Raw genomic sequence first — 22302 nt, 5'->3', positions numbered from 1 at the left:
GCACCACCGTCGTGAATTAGATACCTTGCGCCAGCTGCTTCTCCGGATCGAAATGGACCTCGGTGACCTGCCGACGACCGTCCGGAAATTTTTTTACCTGGACGACGATATCGACCAGCATAAGCAACAGCGCGCGAATATCGGCCCGGTCGATTTGCGAGCCGCCTTCCGATTCCTTCACCAGCAAGGTCAGTTGCTCGAAAGCGAGCATCGGGCTTTCGGCATGGACCGTGGTGATCGATCCCGGATGACCGGAGTTCGCATTACGCAAATAGAAAAAGGCTGCTCCGTCGCGCAGTTCCTGGAGCAGGATACGGTCCGGCCGCATACGCAAACAGCTTTCCAGAAGCTGTTTCGGCCCAGCTTTCGACAGGCTTTGCCCGTCCTTGGAATAGAGCAACCTAACATGGTTCGGTAGTGGCACATCAAGCTCGAGCGTATCTTCAATGGTGATGATACGCTCATGCGACGGAATGCACTCGATAAGGGATTTGGAGAAGGTTGTCTTACCAGAACCTGTCGCCCCGGAAATAATGATGTTCTTCCGGGTCTTGACCGCCAGGTCGAAAAAACGGAGCCATGAACCCCTCTTCCGAAGGTTGACAAGCTCTTTGTCGACGTCACTTATCTGACCGGTATCAGGAGCGACGTTTTTGAAGAAGCCCAGTTCATCGAAGTCTGACAGGCTGAATTTCACATCGGACGGCTTTCGGATAGTCACCGAAACCGTGCCTTCCGGCACGGCTGGAGGAATAACGATCTGACAGCGCTCGCGGTCTGGGAGGGTTGTAGAGAGCACCGGCCACTCTTCATTGATATCCTGCTTCGTGAAGGACGCAGCAAGCCGCGCCAATCCCATAAGGCCGGAGAAGCCAAGCTTCTCGTCCTTGAGCTCATGCCGCGACCAGCCATTACGCCCTTCGCACCAGACTTCATACGGGCGATTGATGCACAGTTCAGTTAGCCCGTCTTCTTTGAGAAACGCACCAATCGGTTCCAGAAATGTGCGCAGCGCTCCCGTATCAACACTCATTTGGTAATGATACCAGGAGCCCGTCGCATGTCGCCGGTGACAGCACGGTCATAAATCTGCTTGCGCGTTTGCGTTAGCTTCAAGTCGTAAACACTTGAAAAATCGAGGTCACGCGCAACGAAGATGGAAACCACATCACCCTGATTTTTGTAGAGCGTCGGTGGAATGTTGATCGAATTTTCCAGCGCGATCGATGCGGCATCCTGTGAGGCGCGTTCAGTGTTCTCGGTCTCAAGGTCCTGGCCCTCAACCAGATGCGAAAAAGCGTATTTCGTCGCATCTGACACAACTGACATAAGGATGGCGCCGCCGAACCGTTCCCAAAAATGCGTTTTGATCTTTCCGTCAAAGCCGGATCGACCAAGGCCATCTGCCGCCGGCGATTCAAGATTGATGATAACGCCACCTGGTGTCCTTGCGCGGTTCCACAGCACAAACATTCGGCGCTGTCCGCGTCGAAGTCCGCCTTCATATTCGCCAACGACCGTCGAGCCTTTTTCCATCAGCACGACCTGGCCGGAAGCGCTGAGAACATCGCGTTGCACCACGCAGGTTACGAAACCCGGCTGATCAGACGAAACGGCAGTCTGCAATATGCAGGGAATTTGCGTGCCTTGCGGCACCACCATGTGCAGGTTTGGCAGAACCGATGCGCTCACGCCTTCAAGTGGCGTGGGCTGCAACTTGTCACGCAAGCGATCTTGCTGCTGCTGTCCCTCCACGAGACCCGGAGGCAGTCCCATCGAAAAGTCCTGCGGTGCACCGTCGCCAGAGGCTTGCTGGTTGTCGTTTCTGTTCACGTCGGCACTGAACGCGATAACTGGAGCGCGGATGCTCGCTTCCAGCATTTCATTGATCTCCGGATCCGCAGGTGCCGGCTCGGGCTCATTCGGTTGCGCAACAGCCGGAGCCGGATCGGCCGGTCGCGGAGTTGCAGCGGGCGTGAAGGGCACGGAGGGTGAAATCGACGTGCGCCGCTGATCATCTTCTCCTGGTGCCTCCTCGCCGCTATTCCAAGTCAAATAAAGAAAGCTGAGCCCGACGACCGTTATAAAGGTAACCAGCACCATCTTGCCGAAATTTTGCCCCGTACTCGATTCACCCGCGACAGAAGTAATTCCTGAGCCGCGCTCGCCATCGATCTGATATTCTTCGTTTTTCTGATTTTTGTTGCTCAACGGTCGCTCCCTCGCGGTTTGGGCCGAACAACGCGCTCCACGGATGGCGATGTGGTGCCGGTGCCGGGATTCACGCCGACCGGATCATAGGCTTCGTTGAAAATACAAAGGACGTCGCCACCCCGACGCAGGCGGAATTCGCGGGAAGTGCCGTGAATGACGGCAACCTCACCGTTTTGGCGGGCGTCCCACGGAATCAGGGTTTCGTTACCGTCGCTTTGGACCATGTAGATTGCCGGGATCTCGCGATTGCCCGCAAAGCGCAACGTTGTGACCTTGCCATCGTCATAAATTGCATCAGGTTGAATTGCGCGGGATCCTTGCGCGCTATAGCGCCAGTTTCGCGCGCCGTAGGTTTGATGCAACGATAGCGCATCGTCTACCCGGTTGCGGTCGACCGCGGCCCGTTGTGCGGCAGCTTCTGCCTTGCGTTGTACCGCAAGATCGCTCGGATAGCGGAACCGTACGACGAAATAGGCATCCTCTCGTCGCACGTCGCCTTCGGCCGCTTGCAGTTCAAACTGGTAGACGCGCCGCTCGCCAGTCTGCCGGATCGTAACGACCTGCAAATTCGTCGCCGGGTTCTTTTCGCGCGGCTTCACGAACAGAATGTTCTTTGCTGGTGCTACTTCCCATGCCACGCTATCGCCGATAGCCACATGGGCGATTTCTTCGCCAGGCGCGAATTCAATCTGTGTGCTTGCGCGGAAACGCCCAACGACTTTCACAACATCGTTCGGGGTGTAGTCCACGAAGCGAATGCGCCTGTCACTGGACCCACCCACAGGTGTGTCCAGCGCGAATGCGGGCGATACAGCCAACGCAACACCGCATGCCAGCAAAAAGGTGCGCAAGGACCCCATTACTCTATGACCTCCGGATCGGTCCGGTATTCTGTGACGGCAAAGGCAACCGGATTGATGAGACGTTGCTGGATGGTCAACTCGGCTTCCGGAAGCAACTGATAAACTACCGTTGCAATCCAGTGCTTTGTCGTGCGGTTTTGCTCGTACTCAATCGTCTGGCGATAACGCACCGAAGCAAGGCCAGGACTGACGAGCTGGACTGATGTAATGTCTACCGACACCCTGGTTTGCGCGCCGTAGATACGTTGCGGCGAGGCGGGATTGTTACCCGAAATAGCATTCGCGTAAGACTCCTGAACCGGGCCGGCGGACATGTTGCTGACCACATCATAGTTAAATTTCGCCGTGTCAGGGGAATAGCCCTCGCGAGCCCGAACATATTTAGCCACGAAATAGCGTGACATGGCATCGTCAACCTGCACCGGTGCGTCCTTCAGAGACGCAACCGTATCCACAATGCCATTTGTGTTATCGACGCGTACAAGGAACGGCGTAACTGTTTTCAACGGAGCCAACGCTGCAACCGCACCGACCGAGACAATCATTCCAACCGCTGCCACAGCCGCGACCGTCCACGCCAATCGCTTCGAGCGACGCGCGGAGCGAAGCTCATCCTGTTCCCAGCGTCGGGACCGCTCGAAATATTCTTTGAGATTTTCTTCAGTGACCATGCCAGTTTCCCCCTACCGGCAATGCTGTTCGGATGCTGCGATATTCCATCGCGGCGCACCCTCGGGAGCGACAATCCGATGTAACGCGGTGACGCCTCCCGACTGCTGCGCATTCGCGGCGGCAAATTCCATCGGTTCAGCTCCGGCTTGTGACGAAGGCTGCGCATCGCTCCATTGCCAAAGGTCACCGTTTAGCGGCCGGCGATCCTGACCAGAGCATCTAGGGAGGCCCTTTGTTTCGATGGACGCACAGGCACCTAGGGCAAGACACAGGGTGGCTGACAGCGTCAGCACGCGAAAAACTAATGACATAACTACCCCGTTTTTTTGACAGTATTGCTCTGGCCAAGGCCGCGCACTTTGTTCCAGCCCCACCTGGCGGCGCGCGTAGCACCACTGCCCGCTGCGCTGCCTACGGTACGTGTCGGATCGCTACTTGAATTGATGAGGCTGGATCCAATCTGGAACCCTCCGCCGGCAAGATGCGCAGAAATGGTAGGGAGGTAGACCGCCAGAATAAGAGCCAGGACGAAAATTAAGAAAATGCTTAAGGCCGCTGCCGCTTGCGCGCCACCTTCCAGCGTCTGTGCATCGTCGATAAAGCCAGTCGTGATATTCAACATTAAGGTGATGAAGGTGATAGACAGAACTTGTAGAGCGACAAAGTTCACTAGCGCGCTAATCCACGCCGACGTGAATGACTGCGTTGGCCTAAATAGAAACAGTGGTATGAAAACCGGCCCTAGCACCAATATCAAGGTGAGTCCTACCTTTGCTAGCAACACGACGGCAAGTAAAGCCGCGATAGGAATGAGACCGAGTAGCACTATTGCCGCTGCCAAAAGAGGATACCAATTGTCCCAATCCCACTGGGAATAAACAGCCGTTGAGAATGCGATTAATTGATCGGTCACATCGTCAAACGCTTTTCCGTTGCTCACGGACGTTGCAGATGTGTCGCCACTAGCTACTTTTCCTATTGCGTTGCTTATACCCTCCGGGAGGTGTGTAAAGAATAGATCCTTCACATAATAATTGTAGTCGCCTACTTTGGTGGCTAATGTGACTACGATAGTTATCTTGAGGACATTTCCGATAAAGTCGGAAATCGGCGCACGCACGTAGCCAAGAAGTATGAATATGCCGAAAATTACGATGTAGAGCGTTGCGCCAGCATAAAGCGGACCTTTCACGGCTGCGGCAAGTGACGTTACGCCATCCGTCATGAATCTATCCAGTGGATCAGTAAATTTCTCTACAAAATCGGAGGCGTACGCCATTTTTCGGTGACCTTTATTTGCTCACAGCCTTCTTGATGTCATCGAGGTAAGCTTTACTATTTGCTTCTCTGACGTTCTGACACTCGGGAGCGTTTCTCAATTCACCTGGATTATTCTCACATTTGGAGAAGACAGCCTTCCTCTCATCCGGATTATCGAGGAAATATTGGACATCGCGGGCAGTAGCATCGTGATCTGCTTTCTTGGTCATGTCTTCTCCACACGCAGTAAGAGAGAAGATTGCCAGCACAAAAATTGCGTATCGCATAGTTAACCTTTCGACCCGACTGCACTTCTAATTTCGTCCAGATATTGGTTTTTTCTTTCGATGCTACGCTGTCGATCGACGCGATTGCGCGCCTCTTGAATCATCGCGAGGCCCTGCATCCGATTAATGTCGTTCTGAAGAAATGCGCTTTCGGCCGAAATGCGGGCCTGAAGGTCGAGGACTTCTTTTGGTGTGGACGCGGACGCCAGCTTGTCCTTGAGCTCATTTAGACCTTCGGCACGCCTGGATGCCTGATTGTAGACAGCCTCGCCTACGGCCATGTCTTTGTAGGTTTCATCTTTGCGGCGGTTCAACTCATTGTAATAAAAATCATTTGCTGGGCTGTTGCCCTCGCGCTGATAGTAATCGTACTGCTTTGCGAAGCCGCCCACGTTGCCGTTAATCAGATCATTCACCGCACCCGAATATTGGCTATACTCTTGCGGCAGATATTGCTGAAAATCGCTGTTACTAAGGAGCCCCGCGACGTCTTTGATGTCGGTGATACCGTTCATGCTCTCCTTGAGGTGGTTTGCGGTATCGTAGATTTTCCTGGCTTCCTGGAGCTGCTTCTGAAGCTCGGAGATTTGCTCCAGATGCTTGGCAACAGCAGTCGCGTCTATGACAGGGATGCCCTGAGCATGCGCACTGGCCGCTGCAGCCAATGCCACTCCTGTGGCCAGGACTATCGAGCGTGAAACGCGTATCAGTTTGCACACCCGCCCGAATTGGCTTTGCGAGCGAACTGCATAGATCCTCGTCATGCGGAAACTCCTTCGTTTAGCAAGATCGGCATCCAGATCGCCGGATCTTCGCCTACCCGGGCACGGATTTCATCGAGACGATTTACGGACGCGGTGCGGCCGGAAAGAATGGTCAATTCATCATCGAAACCGTGGAGGGACAGCTCAGCCACCACCGAATTATGTTCCTGCTTAATGAGGAACTGCCGGCTTTCAACAGTCATCTCTTCCTTGATAAGTTTGAATTCCTTGCGCGAGAGCCCGAAGCCATCAATGTAGTCTTCAGGCGTGGCATAGGCATTCGGCATAAAAATCTTTGTCGGGCACTGTTCGATGATCGTATAGCCGATCGGAGATTTGATCGCGTCCGCCGGCGACTGTGTACCGAACACCATCAAGCCATTCTGCTTACGAATGGTCTTGAGCTTGTTCCTGGCCAGGTCACGGAATGCCTCGTCACCCAACGCTTTCCAGAATTCGTCAATGTCAATAACGATGCGGCGCCCGTCGATCAGTCGTTCAATGCGATAGAACAGGTACATCATGAGAGGTGTACGGACTTCGGCATCATCCAGAAAATCCGTCATGTCGAAGCCCATGAACTTCGCATCGAGGCCAAGAGCATCGAACTCATTATCGAACACCCATCCGAGCGGCCCGCTTTTCGTCCAACGCTCCATGCGAGCCCCGATGCCTTCCGGGTCGCGCTGCCCCAGAAACGCCCGCAGTGCGCCAATGGTGCGCTGGTCCTGCGGCAGATGACGCAATTGGACGATGCCGTTTTCGATTTCCCTCTGCTCGGTCACCGTTAGCGGCTTGTCAGACCTGTGCACCAGCTTTGTCGCCCATTTGACTGCAAAATCGTACTGAGAGGGATCATTCAGATCGAGCGCCTTCAGAGGTGCACAGCCAGTCGGGCGACGGCTTTGCAGTGCCAGATAGGTTCCGCCGGCAGCTCTGACGAAAATGTCAGCACCACGGTCCTTGTCAAAGAACACCATCGTCGCCTCGTGCTTCTGAAGCTGCGCAAGTATGAAGTTCTGCAGAACGGTCTTTCCGGAACCCGAGGGACCACAAATGAACGTGTTTCCAAGGTCTCCCACGTGCAGGTTCAAGTGAAAACCGCAACCGGACGGGGTTTTCAGCAGCGCTACCGAAGGCCCCCATTCGCACGTCAGCTCGCCCTTCGGGTAGGAGTGGAAGGGAACAAGCGATGCGAAGTTTCGCGACGATATGTGTCCGGCCCGCGGGCGATGCTGGAAGTTGCCGGGAAACTGCGACCAGTAGGCCGGTTCAAGCGCCAGATCTTCGCGAGCTGCAACGATGTTGCCGTCCGACAAATAGCGTTGCGCGATTGCCATTTGATCCAACAGGGCTTTCGTGTCGCGCGCAACGACCATCATATTCAGATGATAGCGCCCCATGGTGAGCCTGTTCGATTCCAGATCGTCAATCGCAGTATCGAGCTCACCAATTTGCGAAAGTGCACGGTCGCCCACATTGGTCATCTGGTTTTGCTTGCGGGAAAGGATTGTCCGGCTCTCGGCTTTCGAGGCCATGGCAAACGATTGCGTCAGGACAAACTCGAAAGGAGCCCGAAGAAGGGAATCCAGCATACCGGGTCGTGTGACGGCCGAGTATTCCTTGACGCCGAACATGCCCGCAAAGCGGGACGACCCCGCACCGCGAAGCTCAATTACCTCTCGACCAAAAAGCGGCCGATCAAGCAGGATTGCTCCGCCTATAGGCCCTGCAACCAACGGAAAGCGCCGGAAATCAAGCGTCCCGATTGCGTTCAGGTATTCGTTGATCTCGCTGTAAATGAGATCGTTGTGGTGATAGAGGCCGAGCAGGCGCGCGCCATAGCGTTCCAGGCCCGCAACAATCGTCGGCAACGCAACCTCGAAATCGCGCAGTGCCTTTTCGTTCAACTCAACGCCCTTCTTGCGAGCTGCGCGCAGCCGTGCCGCCAGGGACGAAACTTTCTCCATGCCCCGCGCCGGGGCCCATACAAGCGAAAGAAACAGGCGATTACGATAGAGCTTTTCGCCGGTCATGCGTTCCTTGTATTTTGTGTCCAGGCAGCGGGCGAAATCCGAACGGAATGTGCCGTCCGGGTAATTGCGTTCGCGCATGCGTGCGACGTGGGACCAAAGAGCAAGACGTTCGTCATTGACGTTGCGCCAGAGCAAGTTGAGCTTGGTATGAAGATCGTTCAGTTCGGTCTGATCTGTGGTCTCGAAGGATACGCCTTCGAGTTCGATCACCGCCATCATCTGACCGCTTCGGAGGCCGATAACATTATCGGTAATGTGCCGGCGATAGGGAAGCTGCTCCGCCGCATCTGCTTCTCGTCGCAATGCATGCGCGCCCGATGCAAGTTTCATCTCCAGGCCTCCCATTTTTCAAATTCACGCCAGGTTCGTGGCTTGCGCACACGCAACGGGCTCACGGTGGACGAGCCACCCCAATATGCCCGTGTCTTGCACCGCATCCTGGTGCGAGCCCAGGCAAACAGAATTGCAAACTGGTTAGGGTCTTGCGCGCACATCGTGCGGCACGCTGCATAAATGAACACACCCGACAGCAGGTAAAGCAGACTGCCACCGGCGAGGAAAACAATGCCGGTGACAATGAGGATGATGAAGCCAGCCTCGATCGTTACACCGGCCATCATTGTCGGTCGAGTGCAGGCAAGGAACAGCAAATCTTCTGTTGGCTTTTCTGTATCGGGAACGTATGCCGCCATCGTTTCGAGCGCCTGCCTATTTTTGTGCCAGAAGGTCTACGATTTCCTTGGCACCGAATACGATGATGGCGCCCACGACAAAGTAGCCGACAGTGCGAAGATCCACGTACCCGAAGAGGAACGCGAAGCCTATGATGATGCAGGCAATGATTGCGATCAGACGGGCAATGTTGCCGGTCAGGGCATCAACGATGGTCTGGAGAATGTTCTCTGCGCCGCCGAGGCTTTGAGCAGCGGCCGGCTCAACAAAAAGCACTGACAGCAACAGCGCCACAATAGTCAACGGGAGGAAGCGCGATGCGCTGATAGACATTCGTGAGCTCCTTGGTTCACTTTGAGAAAATCAAGAGCGACTGCGATGAATCGCGGCCGTAGACGTCCCATGCACCAGCTGCCTTTGCTGGTTCAGAGGGTGCGGTTTCTGTGTCGGCATATGACGAACCGCTACGAGCGGCCGGTTTCGCAGGTGCTTCAGCTACGGCCGCTCCTGACGGTTGCCGAAGACCCTGCGCAGCCTTTCGCACTTCGGTCATCGCTGTGTCGAACCTGTGCGCGAAATCACCTTCGACGCCGGGATTACCGGTGGCGATTTCGAGCACGGCGAGACGCCAGTGCTCGTCTCGAGCGCCGAACCGTTGCCAGGACTCTCGCAACTGATCGCCGGCGACAGCCATGTTGCGGCAGATGGAAAAACCATCGGAATAAGCGATATTTCGCTTATCGAATTCCGTTGTCGGGACGCTCGCGATGCCAATTTTGACGACGTGGCCATTCGAGAGTCCGATTGCAGCGGCTTGCACCGCTGCGTCGATATCTGCTGGCGACACGGGTTCGTCGCCGATCGTTACTGCATAGGCTGAGCCATTGGTTTCCGCGATTGCCATTGCGGCAACGACCGGGGCCGGCGCTGCCGTCACGCATTGCGTGGCGAGTGCTAAAATCGAAAGAGCATCCATGGATCACCACCAGATGCGCTGTGTTTGACCCCGGACGACGTATTCCAGATAGCTTGGCTTTTCCCGTCGTGGCGGCAGACTGAGTTGGACCCTTCCCCAAACGCGTTTGCCGTTGATGATGCGAACGGCATATTGACGATCAGAGTCGCCCCGGCCGATGGAACGAGCGCCCTTAACTGGCGCGAATGTTTCGCAGTAACGGCGGTTTCCACGCCCCTTGTCTCCAATCGTTCGGTTGACCGCTTTCGTGCCAGCCGGACAATCGTCATAGTGCTCCTGGCCATATCTCCTGACATTCACATCGCCATCAGCCGACTTGCAGATCGGGAACGAACCGCCGCGCGCCAGATGACGATAGAGCTTTCTCATCGGAGGCACACATTGGGAAACTGCCATTGGCCCAGCCGGATTTGAAATGCAAAGCGCAACTTTGCAGGCCCAGTCATCGGCCCTGGCAGGCGCTGGAACTGCCATTCCAGCGGCAATCAAGCCGCCCAGGAACAACGCCATGTTAAGAACATTCGAACTCATCGTCTCTCCTGCAAGTCGCTTGCTGACGACAATTGGTCTCCTAAAATAGAAGATTAGAAATACCTATTAATGACATTTGATGTCAATAAAAGAAGTGTGACAATTCAATTGCATTGTTCAAACGATCAGGATTTTGCTTGAAACTCAACCGCGACAACGAGTTTCAAAAAGTTATAAATATGTGTAAATTCAATGCAATAACGCGCTTTTATGTGACCGTGTTGGCTATGGCTTCGGACACGTCGCGATCGTAAAAAATAGAAAGTGTCACATACGAGTTAGATTAAACAAAAGCAATGGATGTGCCCATTTACCTTGATTGATGATAAGTCCATACGATCAAACACTTTTCCGGTTATGGCAATAATTTGATGGTGACAGCAATATTTGGACAAGAGCGGCGAAATCGCTTAAGAAATCCGCGGCTGAAGGGCGGAAATAAACTAATGCATCTGCTGTTTACGACAGACCTCGGGGTGAAAGCCCTGGTCTATATGGCTGCCAGCAAAGAGAAGCTTGTCTCTATCGCAGACATGGCGAAAACCTTTGACATCAAACCAACTGCCTTCAAGCGCCCGCTGAAAACCTTGAACGATAACGAAATAATCACGTCTCATGCTGGCCGGTCGGGCGGATATTCACTCATCCGGGATCCGTCAACGCTCTCTCTTGGCGAAATGATCGCCATGCTCGAGCAGGATCTTGCCCTTGTCCCTTGGCTGGAACCCGACGAACACGGCGTTGTCCAGCATCCGAATTCGATCTATCGTTTCGCAATCGAGCACGCGAAAACTGCCTTTTTCGCGCGTCTCGATCACTATACGATAGCCGATCTTGCAGGGGACCCGTTCACTCAAGTCGCTCTCAACATTCGGCACCTGGTCAGGAAACGACCGGACAGATAGCCGCTGTCAGGGATGCTCGCCCTTCACATAATCGAACAAGGAGCGTTGACTTCTTTCTTTGTAGTGCTGGAATGGCTGGACTCCGCAAACAGGGCAAAGTGAATGGTCGCTCCCAGTCACAGCCGATCACGATATGCCCGGGGGCTCATACCCATCAGGCGCCGGAACTGCTGTGCCAGCGCAGACGCCAAACCAAATCCGCACAGAAGCGCAATTTCGTCGATGGAAATATATGGTTGTTGCCGCAGTAACTCGCTTGCTTTGTTGACCCGCATACGCAGGACATACTGGTACGGCGTGATGCCAGTTTCCCGCTGGAATGCCCGAATGAAATGATATTCACTTAAGCCTGCGATACCCGCCAGTTCCGATATCCGGAGCTTGTTACTGAGACGAGACGACATGAATTCGATGAGCATTCTCATTTGATGCGGTGCTAACCCTCCTCGTTTGGCTTGTTGATCGGACCGCAGTTCCTCGCGGAGCAAGTAAGCTACGAGTGCCAGCGATGCACTGTCGCAGAAGAGTTCGCCAAGCCATCCCGTCTCCTCGGCGCTGTTGTGCCACATCTCCTTCATCAGGCTATTGACGAAGTTTTTGGTGAAGCAGTGATTTGACAGGCGCTCGAACGCTGCCGCAAGGCGCTCGGCGCGGACATGCATCTGCGTTTCAAGTTGGGCCGGGTCTAATGATAAAGACCGGGTGTGGTGTTCGAAAGCGACATCCCAATCACAATTTGCCGGCAAGACAAGTGTCACGGTACCGTTTTGACGGCCTTCTTCCCAGCCGTAGCCAAGGTTGCGTCGATAATGCCCAAACCCACGGCTGTTGACGATAAGGATTCCCGTCGCAGCCGGGACCGTTCCATGCAGCCGCTTGTTAGAGACATCAGACATCTCAACGGTACCCTTGGCGCGGAATTCCATGGTTTCGCAGAAGCGCGCCAGCCCGCTTTTTTCATACCAATCGGCGAGGCGATGCTCTGAAGTCGCGTTCCGAATCTTCTTCGGCATTCGAGGCTCCCCCATGCTCGGCTGGCAGGTTCCTGTGTGCTAATGCACTCCAGAGACCGCTTTCCCGTAGTCCTCCTCTCCAACGCAGAAACCTACCATTGTCGTCTATGGCGTCTTTTACAGACCCGACGATCCCCTATTCAGCACCATTGGCGATTGCACAAGGGATGAACTTTATAGAAATTGCTCTTTGTCGGCAAAAGTTGCGCCTTTGTTTGGATTGTTGCGCTGTACTCTTAGACTCATACCATTACGTGCTCGACGGTCTTGCCTGACTGTGGCTCGCTCATCCTTGATTTGTAGGGGGCGTGGGCCGCTCTGCTCTGAATGCCGACAAGCTTGATTGGTTGTCCTTGCGGTTGGGCCTGGGCCAGGACGGGCGAGCCGCGAGACAGCCATCGGCTAGGCGAGTTGCTGTAAAAGAACCTCGCGAAGGCGCTGCGGTGGACGGCCCGAGATGCGTTCCACATCTCCAGTGACGATGTTGAAACTACCCGCCAGGAAATGCTTTTCAATATCGATCAAGGAGTCGATGTATCGATCGGGTACGCCGGCCTGCGGGAGACTGAGGCGAAGCTGCGCTTCATCGAGCACGGTAAAGCGCAGAGGCTTCCCCGTGATTTCGGAAATGATTGCGGCTCGGTCTGCGCCGGTCACTGCTACGGGACCGGTAGCATTGTAGATCGCGCCGGCATGACCGTCGTCAAGAAGAAGTCCGGCAGCTGCGGCGTCGTCTCTATAAAGATGCCCGCTTCCTTTGCAGCTTCAACAAAGGCCACACGAGCGACAGCGGCCGAGCATTCTCCAGCGAGACAGCTCAATAGGATTTGGCGCGCCCGCCTGGCTTTGAGACCATCCTCATCAGGCCACTTCTCCAGCATGAATACCGCTGCGTCGTAGGCAGAGGTGATGCCTATTGCCTTGCCGTCGCGCAGGACAGAGACGATTTTGAACGGTTTGTAATCTTCCATCGTCTCAAAACGGTATCAGAAATGCCTGGGTCCGGACAGCGAAAGACGGCGATAACGCAATACCGCCGCCGTCCAAATGAATGTGTTGGAACTATCGAGCCGTGCTGACAGACTTCGATTCCGCCGTGGCGCCATCGTCGCTACCATTATTGGTTCCGTCCGTCGTACCCTTGTTCTTCTCTTGTCCCCATCCGTTGTTGCCCTTGGCCTGCTCTCCCGGCGGCTCGCAACCATAGTCGCCCGCGTAGGCCGCGGGGGCGCCCGCACCGGCAAGTGCTATTCCGATGCCAAGTAAGACCATTTGCACCAGTTTTTTCTGTGTCATCCCGATTTCTCCCTCGCCGAAAGTAAGTTTTTAGGCAGTTTAACATGCGCGTATTTGTCTTAAGTGTCACCTCGACACTTATACTTATAATAATTCCTTCGATTAAAAGTATTACATCGTTCGACAGCTCATCCTCGGTAGCAGTAAAGCCGTTGGGGGGTGGGGCAGGCATCGGACTAAGGACAGCCTGGAAGCTGCGCGAGAAGCTGATATCTACATCGGTCAGAAGCGATTGACGGGTTAGCCTCCGTTCTCACCGTCCCGTTTGTGCTCGCTGCAATACCATTCCTGGCCGTACCGCTTCGGTGGCCCATTTCTTGCCCGGTCTCGAGCCTTTCGATCGTCTCCTCGTACTCGAGGATGACCCTCTTCAGGCGCTCCATAAAGGCATTCCGACTACTACTGATGATCCCGCTCTACGCACCGTTGTGCAAAGAATGTTAAACAATCTCCGGTTGTGTGCAAGTGCGCACCCGCGGCATCTTCGGCATATGTAAGATAGCGCTACTGGCCGCTAGGCGCGCCGGATTTGCCGCCGCCATCATCAGATGGCGTTGCCAAGAAATCTATGAATAATTGCAACACACGTTGTTGAGCTGTTTTTCGTTTCGAAACGACTCCGTTCATGGCACTCGTACGAAAGGGCCTGCGACCAAGCTGAAAGTTGAAGTACCAATTTCCGTGTTTGGGGCCGCCGCAAATGCGGTAAATACGGCCGATAACGATGTCGGACGCAATCGCGACAAATTCATCTGGGTTGTTACGAGCATCGAGGTGAATCGGCTTCCAGGTAATTTCCATAACCGGAAGATTGTAGGTTCCAAACTTTCATTTCAAGTATTGCTGTCGGTAACGCTTTCATCGGACGGGAATTCGATGGGCTTCAGGCCCTGTAAAGCGCGTAACCTGTTTGCAGTAGCGATCGAAAGACTAGTCCACATGTCAGCGATCGTGTCGGCTGCCTCGGTAAGACTACTCTCTATATCGTGTTGCTCCATTTCATCGATAATGCGGTCAAAGCTTTGAGCCCCTTGCTCGACCACCCGATAGAGCCGGGACGCCTGGGTAGCTGTCAGATCTGGCATTTTGAGGGTCTGCTTCACGTCTTCTGCGATCTGTGTCGCAAAATCCGCTTGTTCCTGCAGTGTCGTGACCCAATCGGTGGCCATGATTTCCTCAACATGCCCGACTGATAACCGAAGTCAACTTACGACAGGGACTGCCGGCCTGTGGAAAGCAGGGATTGTCACACATTCGGACTGGCGTTTTGCCGTGAGATGTTTTCGGTTTCATTGCATGTCACTTCGCCAGCTTGCCCAAAACGCCGCCTCAGAGGCGACGAGGTGACCAAAACAGAACAGAAAGGCACTACAGGATCGCTTCTTGTGTGCCCAGAAGCGATCGAGAAACCAGTGGTTCCAAGGAAGAAGCCCCGCTCCAACTAGACTCCCTAGCAGCCGCGAGCATGCACCTTTAGAGCAGGGGCCTTCGCGATCAGAGGGCGACACCAAATACGTCAGGGCCATCCTCCGGCAGCGACTACTGTAACGTCCAATACGATCAAGCTGTTAACGAATGTTGAGCAGTTCCGCCCCTGTTGTTTCGAGAGCCAGGGCAATTTTTTGAATGTTGTCCAGGGTGACATTCCTTTTCTCCCGCTCGATGCCGCTGAGATACGCCTGGGTGAGTCCCGTACGCAGAGCAACCTCTTCCTGGGTGATATCCAGCTCCGCACGCCGGATCCGCATGTTGCGGGCCAGAATCTTGCGAAATGTATGAGCGTGGAATTGGTCCATTGCGATCATAGATCATGATCGGCTCGGCATATCCATTTATCATTGGATATTTATTATATACTATATGTCATATTATAGATACCAGCATACATGGTCAATTTGCAATATTTCATGTGATTATACTTCTGCCAGGAAAGAACACTTTCATCGTCGTTCCTGGGAGGCTTTAACAATTGAGGAGATTATTCAGACATGCGGACAACGAAACCATTTCAAGCTCGTCCCTTTTCTCTTGCCCTGATCACTTCGGCTTCTGCGCTTGCTGTGATTATTGCTATACAACCGGTGCTTGCCGGTGCACTTGATGGCGAGAGTATTGGCGGCGGAATCGGCGGCGCTGTTGGCGCTGGCCTCGGCGGAGCTGGAGGTGCTGCAGTGGGCGGTCCAACCGGGGGCGCCATAGGAACAGGCCTGGGAAGCCAGGCCGGAAGAGAAATCGGGGAGCGTGTCGGCAAACAACTGGGCGACACTGATTGGAGTGGCGTGCCTGACGACTCTCAGTACGACGCAATGGGCAATTACGGCGGGGGCAGCAGTGGTCCAGGTGGACGTGGTCGAGATGCTGGCGATCATCACTAGTTGCTGAATTCCAGGAACTAATCGCAAAAGAGCCGAAGCACGCATGTGATTTATGGAAGGAAGATATCAATGATGGAACTTTTAGTATCAGCAAACAACGCAATTATAAGAACTTCATTTCTGGCAAGATTGCTATTGAGAGGTTTGATTGTCGGTGTGGCCACACTCATTTCCTATCAATTTTTCCCCAAAGATTCGTATTATTTATTCGTGATATTGCTCTGCGTTGCAGCTATTGTCGGAGGGCTATGGTGGCGTAACGACGAGACAGGCCTCTGGCAGGGTGGGAAGAACAAGCAGTAACATCATTCGCCTCAGCGTCTTGCAGCTCCCGCGCGCCCCGTGGTGCAGCCTTGACTGGCCGCCGCGGGGCTAGTGTCTGGGCTTTCTCGGCAATGTCGATTTCGTCGGGACCCGCGCTCTTGCCCATGATTCAGTACACGCTCGAGGAATGGAGGACGACGCTGAGACTCGACTTATCGGAGGCAAGACTCCGCTTCATCCATACCATGTTGTTAGTGGCGACAGAATCCGGGAACGGAATGAGCCCTGAGCATTGAAACGACACAGAGATCGAACAAAAGTGCGGGCCAAAAAGCCAATTGGAAGAATGGCCAAGAAAAGGGGAATAGAGTTCGTTAAAAAAACTTGTCGGAGACAAGCAGGGCGAGGGCTTTGGCGTCGTCGAGATCCGCCTTGCCGCGAGATCGGAGGTTTATTTCTTCCTAGTAGTAGCGTTCCAAGTGATTTCGACTCGAGCAACAAATCGCATAGACATTGATTTTTTTAAGTATTTACCAATGATGCTTCTTTCAATTTCGCGGCGTCGCGGGCCTCTTCCGCAAAGGCACGCACCAGACGCTCATTTGATGCAAGCCTTGGGAAGATTAGGCCGACGCCGCGGGAGGGCGCGCCCTCTAAAGGAAGCTTTCGCAAGAACAAGCCCTCTGGCCAGGGGGGAAACCAATCAGGCACCAGGGACACGCCCAACCCGCGGTTCACCAGCACGACAATCGCCTCGAGCGAGTCCAGTTCGTATTTATCCTTCGGGTTCAGCCTGATACGCCGCAAGTATGTGTCTCCGGGTCGCCCGCCCCAATGCTTTCGATCGTAGCGGATGAACGGTGCACTCCTCAGCAGGGCGAGTGGATCCGTCTCAGTTTCATTGATGCTGGTTAAGACAATCAGGGGATCCTGCCGAAGTTCGTACCAGCCATATTCCTTTGGAATCGCAAATGGAGGCTCGACCAGTATCGCGGCGTCCAAGTGCCCTTCGCCCATCTTTTGATAGAGGTCCGATGACTGGCCGGGCTGCACTTCCACTTGAATACCCGGTCGCCTTTCTTTCATCGTGGTCAATATTTCAGGCAGGAGACCTGTGATCATCGAATGGATCACGCCAATGCGAATGGTGCCGATCTCTTCCTTCTGGTTGGCAATTGTCTGCATGCTTTCCGCGGCCTCCACGATCCGCCGGGTGGTCTCGATCACAGATGAGCCGGCCTCGGTTGGTCGCATCGAATGGCCGGCTCGGCGCACCAGAACCGCGCCGATTTCGTCTTCCAGTGCGCGCAGCCGCTGGACCACAGCGGACGGCGTAATGTTCTCCTTGCGGGCGGCTGCAGCGATCGAACTGGATTCGACGACGGATAGGAATGTTTTCAGAAATCGGGTCTCCAATGTTTAGCCTTTCTGAATGTCAAACACACTAAAACGCATATTTTCTCACGTTCATACGCGTGTCAATCTAGGGCGGAAACTTGGCCTAGAGGACATGCGATGACTTTGCGATTTGACCCCGATAGCCTGTCGCAACGGTTGAAGACGGTGAAGCCATCACCGACAATCGCGATAACCCGGCTGGCCGCAGAGCTTCGGCGAAATGGCAAAGATATCATCGCTCTTTCGCAGGGCGAGCCTGATTTCGACACGCCCGATCACATCAAGGCCGCGGCCAAAAAGGCTATCGACAACGGCGAAACGAAGTACACCGATGTCGACGGGACGCCAGACCTCAAGCGCGCCATTGTTCAAAAGTTCAAGAACGAGAACGACCTCGACTACGAGTTATCGAATGTCTCGGTTGGCACAGGCGGAAAACAGGTGATTTTCAATGCCTTCTCAGCAACGCTGGATACAGGCGACGAGGTCATCATACCTGCACCTTACTGGGTCTCCTATCCCGATATGGTGCTTTTGACTGGCGGTGTGCCGGTTACCGTTGCGTGCGGCGAGAATACCGGCTTCAAGTTGACGGCAAGTGCCCTGGAGAAAGCGATCACCGAACGCACGAAATGGCTTGTTCTCAACTCTCCAAGCAATCCCACTGGGTCGGGATACTCTTCCAGCGAGCTCAAGGACATTGCCGCGGTGCTGCTGCGCCACCCCAGCATCCTGGTGCTGACAGACGATATGTATGAGCACATCCGGTATGACGGCTGGGAATTTGCCACCATCGCGGCGGTAGAGCCTCGCATGCGCGAGCGTGTCCTCACCTGCAACGGAGTTTCCAAGGCATTTGCGATGACCGGCTGGCGTATCGGCTATGCCGGTGGTCCGGCGGATCTCATCAAAGCGATGGCGACGATCCAGTCGCAGAGCACGACCAATTCCAGTTCTATTTCGCAGGCGGCTGCTGTGGCTGCGCTGACAGGGCCGATGGACTTTCTCACGGAACGCAATGCGGTGTTCCAGGAACGCCGTGACCTTTGCTTGAACGCGTTCAATTCGACGCCTGGTCTCAGCTGCCGTCGGCCGGATGGTGCTTTCTATCTCTTCTCCTCCTGCGCGGGGATCATAGGTAGGCGTCAGCCAAACGGCGAGACAATCGAAAACGACGTTCAGTTCGCGACGTACCTGCTTGAATCAACCGGTGTCGCTGTTGTTCCTGGTTCGGCGTTCGGGCTTGGAGACTATTTCCGCATTTCCTTTGCCAGTTCGACCGAGCGCTTGCGTGCCGCATGCTCGCGCATCGGTGAAGCGTGCGGTGCGCTTGAATAATCAAAGGAGAACGAAAATGGATCTCGGAATCTCAGGAAAATGCGCACTTGTACTGGGTGCTGGCGGTGGTCTGGGCGGGGCAATTGCCCATACGCTTGCCGCAGAAGGCGCAAAAGTGGTTGTCGCCGACATCGATGGCGGTGCTGCAGCAAAGACGGCCGACAGCATCAGATCGGTGGGCGGCGAAGCATTCTCGATCGAATGGGACATCAGCGACCTTGCGGCAATCGAGAGCAATGTCTCGGACATTGAGAGCCGTTACGGCAACGTTGCCATCCTCGTGAACAACACCGGTGGACCGCCGCCGACCACCGTCTCGGGCCAGCCAGCGGAGCAGTGGGCCAAGTTCTTCCAATCCATGGTTCTCTCGGTGATCGCACTGACAGACCGGGTGCTGCCGGGCATGCGCAATACCGGATGGGGCCGCGTCATCACGTCCACCTCGTCCGGTATAATCGCTCCCATCCCGAATCTCGGGCTGTCGAATGCGCTGCGATCGGCTCTCGTTGGGTGGTCCAAGACACTTGCTAAGGAGGTCGGCGGCGCCGGGATCACGTCCAACATCGTGGTGCCTGGTCGCATCGCCACCCCGCGCATCATGTTCCTTGATGAGCAAAAAGCCAAGCGGGAAGGGCGTTCGATCGAAGACGTTAGTGCGGAAAGCACAGCATCGATCCCGGTCGGCCGTTATGGCAGGCCGCAGGAATACGGCGACGTGGTCGCGTTCCTGGCCAGTCCGAGGGCATCTTTCATCACCGGAAGCATCATTCGCGTGGACGGTGGAATGATCGCAAGCATCTAACACTACAACCCGAAAGGCATTCCAATGGCTACCGATGCTGAAATCAAAGAAATCCTCTCCGGCGTAACGACGGCGACGCTGACCACCACCCTGCTCAAGAAGGGCTTGCGCAACGTATGGATCCGCGGAGCAATGCCAATCAAACCCGGGCAGGGACGTCTCGTGGGACGTGCCTTCACCCTGCGGTTTGTTCCGGCGCGCGAGGACCTGGCAACGCCTGAATCGTGGTCGTCCCCCAAGTCAACCCGCGCGGCGATCGAAGCGATGCCGGACGGCTGCATTGCGGTCGTTGACGCCATGGGTATCAAGGACGCCGGCATCTTTGGCGATATTCTCTGCGCTCGGATGGCGACGAAGCACGTGGCAGCACTTGTTACCGACGGCGTGGTCCGAGATCTCGACGGTGTCTTGGGGACAGAACTTCCGGTCTGGTGCTCGGGCGTCGCGGCTCCGCCGTCAGTCGCCGGTCTCACCTTTGTCGATTGGGACCAGCCCGTCGGCTGCGGCGGTGCTGCCATATTCCCGAATGACATCATTGTCGTCGATAACGATGGAGCTGTGGTCATCCCCGCAGCTTTGATCGACGATATCCTTGAGCTAGCACCCGAGCAGGAGCGTCTTGAGGGGTGGATCATGGAGCAGGTCAATCAAGGCGCTGCCCTACCGGGATTGTATCCGGCAAACGCTGAAAACAAGGCCCGCTACGAAGAGTGGAAGAAGCAATCGGGCAAATGATATTTTGATACATGCGAATGACCGGTCGCTCGGTTTCTTGCAATCAAAGTCAGGTGAGATGCTTGCGGGTCTGATCGAAGACTGCCAACGCCGGTGTGCAGTCATGGCCAGTCGAGGGCGGCCGAAACCAACTATTCCCTGCAACTGGAAGACATCGCGGAGATCGTCGGCGTCACCGCGCCATTCCACGCCATGTGCCACTTTAGGAGGTCTGCCGAGCCCTCGGACTTTAAGACCAGACAGTTATGCCGACGATCCTCGGATAATAGGATCTTCTCCATACTGGATGAAGCATCAAAGAGTTTTTCTATTTTACTCAACAGGAGTCATGCCATGAGCAATCCCATCTATGTCCATGAATATAACGCCATCGTCGAAGTGCTGAACAAGTACAATGAAGGCGGTGCCAAGGCCGACAGCGCCATCATGAAGCCCGCCTTTAGCGAGCAGGCGACGATCTTCGGCATCGATAGCGACAACAAGCTGGTCGGGGGGCCGATCCAGGGTCTGTTCGATACGATCGACAGCACCTTCAAGCCGTCGCCTGATGCCAAGGCTGCGATCGTGCGCATCGACATCGTTGGCACCGCGGCCAGCGCCCGTATCGACACCAACGACATCTCGGGCTTCTCCTTCACGGACTTCTTCAACCTGCTGAAGGTTGAAGGCAATTGGACCGTGGTCAACAAGATCTACCACACCCACGCAACCGGCTGACTAGGCCGTCTGTTCCGGCTGGGTACACCCCGCCAAATCCGTGAAAGGATACGCCATGACTAAGGTATTCATTGTTGGCGGCGCTGGCAAAGTTGCCAAACGCCTTATCAAGCAACTTGCCGAGCGGAACCATCAGGTGCTCGCTTTGCATCGAAACCCCGAACAGGCCGATGAATTGTCACAGCTTGGTGCGAAACCGGTACCGGGCAGCTTGCTGGAGCTTGATGCCGCCGGCCTTTCCCGTCTGATGGCTGGCAGCGACGTTGTGGTGTTTTCTGCAGGGGCTGGCGGCAAGGGCGGCCCGAAGATGACTAACGCTATCGATGGCCTCGGTCTTGAACTGGCAGTGGCAGCGGCTCGGCAGGCCGGTATCCGGCGCTTCCTTCTGGTCTCCGCCTTTCCGGAAGCGCTCCGCGGCAAGCAGATGCCGGATAGTTTTGAGAACTATATGGCCGTGAAGAAACTCGCCGATATCCATCTGGCCGAAAGCGACCTTGACTGGGTCATCCTGCGGCCGGGAACGCTGCTGGACGAGGCCGGCAGCGGCAAGGTACGTGCGGGACTTGCCGTTCCGTATGGCGATGTCTCACGCGATGATGTGGCTGCGATGCTTGCCGAACTGGTCGACAGTCCGCAAGTGAACCGTATCATAATCGAACTAGCTCAAGGCGATACGCCCGTCGCCGAAGCTTTGCACCGGCTGAGTGGTGTCTGAGTTTTCGACGGATGTGAAGCTGCACTTCGACTTTTGGAGCACATGAACTCGCGCACGTCTCGCCAGAATTACCTTTCAAGTCATCACCGCCGATCGCCTTGCCGGGCTGAACGCTTCCATGTTGAGATTGTCGCGTAAAAGTCTACGGCTGTCGGAATATATGTCGCCACCGGCGCTCCGGTTTCCCCTGTACTATAACAGGCGGTCCAGAAACCGATAAATCGATGGAGGGTATGTCGCGGTCCGCGCCAGTAGCCCTGCATCCGAAGAGGCTGAAAACCAAGTGACCGCCGCCTTAACTCGTCTCCCAGTGTCGGCTGCGGACCAGGTGAAAGCAGAGGATAGTCAACCTCGCGCGCGGACCGGAGTTGCCCACGATGCTCTAGCGAGGCGCTTTGATGCCTCCACTCGAGGGCATGGTTCGACAAAGGCACGCCTTCCAATCTTGTACTGAACATCAGACCATTTG

27 protein-coding genes are annotated in these 22302 nt (G+C 55.0%); 7 read left to right on the top strand and 20 right to left on the bottom strand.

What is annotated here, in order from left to right:
* Positions 1-16: 16 nt before the first annotated feature.
* The 12 genes from virB11 to CU102_RS03230 all read right to left on the bottom strand — a co-directional run bounded on the left by virB11 (position 17) and on the right by CU102_RS03230 (position 10275).
* Entirely contained in the window at positions 17-1033 is a 1017-nt protein-coding gene (gene virB11 / locus CU102_RS03285) for a P-type DNA transfer ATPase VirB11 (RefSeq protein ID WP_106709553.1), read from the bottom strand.
* Positions 1030-2211 carry a type IV secretion system protein VirB10 gene (virB10, locus tag CU102_RS03280; protein WP_106709552.1) on the bottom strand — a complete coding sequence of 394 codons (1182 nt, stop codon included), beginning with the start codon at positions 2209-2211 and terminating at the stop codon, positions 1030-1032. The genes virB11 and virB10 overlap by 4 nt, the downstream gene beginning before the upstream one ends.
* A complete protein-coding gene (gene virB9, locus CU102_RS03275; RefSeq protein ID WP_106709551.1) occupies positions 2208-3074 on the bottom strand; it encodes a P-type conjugative transfer protein VirB9 in 867 nt (288 codons plus the stop codon). The genes virB10 and virB9 overlap by 4 nt, the downstream gene beginning before the upstream one ends.
* Positions 3074-3748 (bottom strand): VirB8 family type IV secretion system protein, encoded by a 675-nt coding sequence (locus CU102_RS03270; protein ID WP_106709550.1) that lies wholly within the window; start codon positions 3746-3748, stop codon positions 3074-3076. Before CU102_RS03270 ends, virB9 begins: the two co-directional genes overlap by 1 nt.
* 314 nt (positions 3749-4062) lie before the next feature.
* On the bottom strand, positions 4063-5028 hold the full coding sequence (locus tag CU102_RS03265) for a TrbL/VirB6 family protein (RefSeq protein WP_106709549.1): 966 nt from the start codon (positions 5026-5028) through the stop codon (positions 4063-4065).
* Positions 5029-5041: 13 nt separating this feature from the next.
* Positions 5042-5296 (bottom strand): EexN family lipoprotein, encoded by a 255-nt coding sequence (locus CU102_RS03260; RefSeq protein ID WP_106709548.1) that lies wholly within the window; start codon positions 5294-5296, stop codon positions 5042-5044.
* 2 nt (positions 5297-5298) lie between these two features.
* A complete protein-coding gene (locus CU102_RS03255; protein ID WP_106709547.1) occupies positions 5299-6060 on the bottom strand; it encodes a TrbJ/VirB5 family protein in 762 nt (253 codons plus the stop codon).
* Positions 6057-8426, bottom strand: a complete 2370-nt coding sequence (locus tag CU102_RS03250) for a VirB4 family type IV secretion/conjugal transfer ATPase (protein ID WP_106709928.1) — start codon at positions 8424-8426, stop codon at positions 6057-6059. Before CU102_RS03250 ends, CU102_RS03255 begins: the two co-directional genes overlap by 4 nt.
* Positions 8423-8788 carry a VirB3 family type IV secretion system protein gene (locus CU102_RS03245; protein WP_106709546.1) on the bottom strand — a complete coding sequence of 122 codons (366 nt, stop codon included), beginning with the start codon at positions 8786-8788 and terminating at the stop codon, positions 8423-8425. Before CU102_RS03245 ends, CU102_RS03250 begins: the two co-directional genes overlap by 4 nt.
* A 16-nt stretch (positions 8789-8804) precedes the next feature.
* Positions 8805-9101 carry a TrbC/VirB2 family protein gene (locus CU102_RS03240; protein WP_106709545.1) on the bottom strand — a complete coding sequence of 99 codons (297 nt, stop codon included), beginning with the start codon at positions 9099-9101 and terminating at the stop codon, positions 8805-8807.
* A gap of 16 nt (positions 9102-9117) precedes the next feature.
* Positions 9118-9744 (bottom strand): lysozyme family protein, encoded by a 627-nt coding sequence (locus CU102_RS03235; RefSeq protein ID WP_133624465.1) that lies wholly within the window; start codon positions 9742-9744, stop codon positions 9118-9120.
* Between the two features lie 3 nt (positions 9745-9747).
* Positions 9748-10275, bottom strand: coding sequence for a hypothetical protein (locus CU102_RS03230; RefSeq protein ID WP_133624467.1), 528 nt, complete (start codon positions 10273-10275; stop codon positions 9748-9750).
* A 446-nt stretch (positions 10276-10721) separates the two neighbouring features.
* Here CU102_RS03230 and CU102_RS03225 point away from each other — a divergent pair, with 446 nt between their 5' ends.
* Complete coding sequence (locus tag CU102_RS03225) at positions 10722-11180, top strand: RrF2 family transcriptional regulator (RefSeq protein WP_166648366.1); 459 nt, start codon at positions 10722-10724, stop codon at positions 11178-11180.
* A gap of 116 nt (positions 11181-11296) precedes the next feature.
* Here CU102_RS03225 and CU102_RS03220 read toward each other — a convergent pair whose 3' ends face one another.
* From CU102_RS03220 to CU102_RS03185, 7 genes are all read right to left on the bottom strand, one after another.
* Positions 11297-12193, bottom strand: coding sequence for a helix-turn-helix domain-containing protein (locus CU102_RS03220; protein ID WP_166648367.1), 897 nt, complete (start codon positions 12191-12193; stop codon positions 11297-11299).
* A gap of 402 nt (positions 12194-12595) precedes the next feature.
* Positions 12596-12850: a Rossmann-fold NAD(P)-binding domain-containing protein gene (locus CU102_RS03215; RefSeq protein ID WP_106709540.1), complete on the bottom strand. Its 255-nt coding sequence runs from the start codon at positions 12848-12850 to the stop codon at positions 12596-12598.
* A 2-nt stretch (positions 12851-12852) separates the two neighbouring features.
* Positions 12853-13164, bottom strand: coding sequence for a DUF982 domain-containing protein (locus tag CU102_RS03210; protein ID WP_106709539.1), 312 nt, complete (start codon positions 13162-13164; stop codon positions 12853-12855).
* A gap of 91 nt (positions 13165-13255) precedes the next feature.
* On the bottom strand, positions 13256-13489 hold the full coding sequence (locus CU102_RS03205; RefSeq protein WP_106709538.1) for a hypothetical protein: 234 nt from the start codon (positions 13487-13489) through the stop codon (positions 13256-13258).
* A 504-nt stretch (positions 13490-13993) separates the two neighbouring features.
* On the bottom strand, positions 13994-14290 hold the full coding sequence (locus tag CU102_RS03195; RefSeq protein WP_106709536.1) for a hypothetical protein: 297 nt from the start codon (positions 14288-14290) through the stop codon (positions 13994-13996).
* 32 nt (positions 14291-14322) lie between these two features.
* Positions 14323-14658 carry a hypothetical protein gene (locus CU102_RS03190; RefSeq protein WP_106709535.1) on the bottom strand — a complete coding sequence of 112 codons (336 nt, stop codon included), beginning with the start codon at positions 14656-14658 and terminating at the stop codon, positions 14323-14325.
* 399 nt (positions 14659-15057) lie between these two features.
* Positions 15058-15294, bottom strand: a complete 237-nt coding sequence (locus CU102_RS03185; RefSeq protein ID WP_245425149.1) for a helix-turn-helix domain-containing protein — start codon at positions 15292-15294, stop codon at positions 15058-15060.
* A gap of 183 nt (positions 15295-15477) precedes the next feature.
* On the opposite strand from CU102_RS03185, the gene CU102_RS03180 reads away from it, so the two are divergent.
* Positions 15478-15864: a bacteriocin gene (locus tag CU102_RS03180; protein ID WP_106709534.1), complete on the top strand. Its 387-nt coding sequence runs from the start codon at positions 15478-15480 to the stop codon at positions 15862-15864.
* A gap of 786 nt (positions 15865-16650) precedes the next feature.
* On the opposite strand, the gene CU102_RS03170 is transcribed toward CU102_RS03180, so the two are convergent.
* Positions 16651-17544 (bottom strand): LysR family transcriptional regulator, encoded by an 894-nt coding sequence (locus CU102_RS03170; RefSeq protein ID WP_106709532.1) that lies wholly within the window; start codon positions 17542-17544, stop codon positions 16651-16653.
* Positions 17545-17643: 99 nt separating this feature from the next.
* Here CU102_RS03170 and CU102_RS03165 point away from each other — a divergent pair, with 99 nt between their 5' ends.
* From CU102_RS03165 to CU102_RS03145, 5 genes are all read left to right on the top strand, one after another.
* Positions 17644-18864 carry a pyridoxal phosphate-dependent aminotransferase gene (locus CU102_RS03165; protein WP_106709531.1) on the top strand — a complete coding sequence of 407 codons (1221 nt, stop codon included), beginning with the start codon at positions 17644-17646 and terminating at the stop codon, positions 18862-18864.
* 16 nt (positions 18865-18880) lie between these two features.
* On the top strand, positions 18881-19666 hold the full coding sequence (locus CU102_RS03160) for an SDR family oxidoreductase (protein ID WP_106709530.1): 786 nt from the start codon (positions 18881-18883) through the stop codon (positions 19664-19666).
* 24 nt (positions 19667-19690) lie between these two features.
* Positions 19691-20401: a ribonuclease activity regulator RraA gene (locus tag CU102_RS03155; RefSeq protein WP_106709529.1), complete on the top strand. Its 711-nt coding sequence runs from the start codon at positions 19691-19693 to the stop codon at positions 20399-20401.
* A 333-nt stretch (positions 20402-20734) separates the two neighbouring features.
* On the top strand, positions 20735-21118 hold the full coding sequence (locus tag CU102_RS03150) for a nuclear transport factor 2 family protein (RefSeq protein ID WP_106709528.1): 384 nt from the start codon (positions 20735-20737) through the stop codon (positions 21116-21118).
* Between the two features lie 55 nt (positions 21119-21173).
* A complete protein-coding gene (locus CU102_RS03145; protein WP_106709527.1) occupies positions 21174-21833 on the top strand; it encodes an NAD(P)H-binding protein in 660 nt (219 codons plus the stop codon).
* Positions 21834-22302 lie beyond the last annotated feature (469 nt).

It is taken from the genome of Phyllobacterium brassicacearum (assembly GCF_003010955.1).
Classification (GTDB): Bacteria; Pseudomonadota; Alphaproteobacteria; order Rhizobiales; family Rhizobiaceae; genus Phyllobacterium; species Phyllobacterium brassicacearum.
This window is presented reverse-complemented; position numbering and strand designations above follow the sequence as displayed.

Coding starts and splice junctions, on each gene's coding strand:
- virB11 (WP_106709553.1), bottom strand. CDS start 1,033: ATGAGTGTTGATACGGGAGCGCTGCGCACATTTCTGGAACCGATTGGT.
- virB9 (WP_106709551.1), bottom strand. CDS start 3,074: ATGGGGTCCTTGCGCACCTTTTTGCTGGCATGCGGTGTTGCGTTGGCT.
- CU102_RS03270 (WP_106709550.1), bottom strand. CDS start 3,748: ATGGTCACTGAAGAAAATCTCAAAGAATATTTCGAGCGGTCCCGACGC.
- CU102_RS03265 (WP_106709549.1), bottom strand. CDS start 5,028: ATGGCGTACGCCTCCGATTTTGTAGAGAAATTTACTGATCCACTGGAT.
- CU102_RS03260 (WP_106709548.1), bottom strand. CDS start 5,296: ATGCGATACGCAATTTTTGTGCTGGCAATCTTCTCTCTTACTGCGTGT.
- CU102_RS03255 (WP_106709547.1), bottom strand. CDS start 6,060: ATGACGAGGATCTATGCAGTTCGCTCGCAAAGCCAATTCGGGCGGGTG.
- CU102_RS03250 (WP_106709928.1), bottom strand. CDS start 8,426: ATGAAACTTGCATCGGGCGCGCATGCATTGCGACGAGAAGCAGATGCG.
- CU102_RS03245 (WP_106709546.1), bottom strand. CDS start 8,788: ATGGCGGCATACGTTCCCGATACAGAAAAGCCAACAGAAGATTTGCTG.
- CU102_RS03240 (WP_106709545.1), bottom strand. CDS start 9,101: ATGTCTATCAGCGCATCGCGCTTCCTCCCGTTGACTATTGTGGCGCTG.
- CU102_RS03235 (WP_133624465.1), bottom strand. CDS start 9,744: ATGGATGCTCTTTCGATTTTAGCACTCGCCACGCAATGCGTGACGGCA.
- CU102_RS03230 (WP_133624467.1), bottom strand. CDS start 10,275: ATGAGTTCGAATGTTCTTAACATGGCGTTGTTCCTGGGCGGCTTGATT.
- CU102_RS03225 (WP_166648366.1), top strand. CDS start 10,722: ATGCATCTGCTGTTTACGACAGACCTCGGGGTGAAAGCCCTGGTCTAT.
- CU102_RS03220 (WP_166648367.1), bottom strand. CDS start 12,193: ATGCCGAAGAAGATTCGGAACGCGACTTCAGAGCATCGCCTCGCCGAT.
- CU102_RS03210 (WP_106709539.1), bottom strand. CDS start 13,164: ATGGAAGATTACAAACCGTTCAAAATCGTCTCTGTCCTGCGCGACGGC.
- CU102_RS03205 (WP_106709538.1), bottom strand. CDS start 13,489: ATGACACAGAAAAAACTGGTGCAAATGGTCTTACTTGGCATCGGAATA.
- CU102_RS03195 (WP_106709536.1), bottom strand. CDS start 14,290: ATGGAAATTACCTGGAAGCCGATTCACCTCGATGCTCGTAACAACCCA.
- CU102_RS03190 (WP_106709535.1), bottom strand. CDS start 14,658: ATGGCCACCGATTGGGTCACGACACTGCAGGAACAAGCGGATTTTGCG.
- CU102_RS03185 (WP_245425149.1), bottom strand. CDS start 15,294: ATGATCGCAATGGACCAATTCCACGCTCATACATTTCGCAAGATTCTG.
- CU102_RS03180 (WP_106709534.1), top strand. CDS start 15,478: ATGCGGACAACGAAACCATTTCAAGCTCGTCCCTTTTCTCTTGCCCTG.
- CU102_RS03165 (WP_106709531.1), top strand. CDS start 17,644: ATGACTTTGCGATTTGACCCCGATAGCCTGTCGCAACGGTTGAAGACG.
- CU102_RS03160 (WP_106709530.1), top strand. CDS start 18,881: ATGGATCTCGGAATCTCAGGAAAATGCGCACTTGTACTGGGTGCTGGC.
- CU102_RS03155 (WP_106709529.1), top strand. CDS start 19,691: ATGGCTACCGATGCTGAAATCAAAGAAATCCTCTCCGGCGTAACGACG.
- CU102_RS03150 (WP_106709528.1), top strand. CDS start 20,735: ATGAGCAATCCCATCTATGTCCATGAATATAACGCCATCGTCGAAGTG.
- CU102_RS03145 (WP_106709527.1), top strand. CDS start 21,174: ATGACTAAGGTATTCATTGTTGGCGGCGCTGGCAAAGTTGCCAAACGC.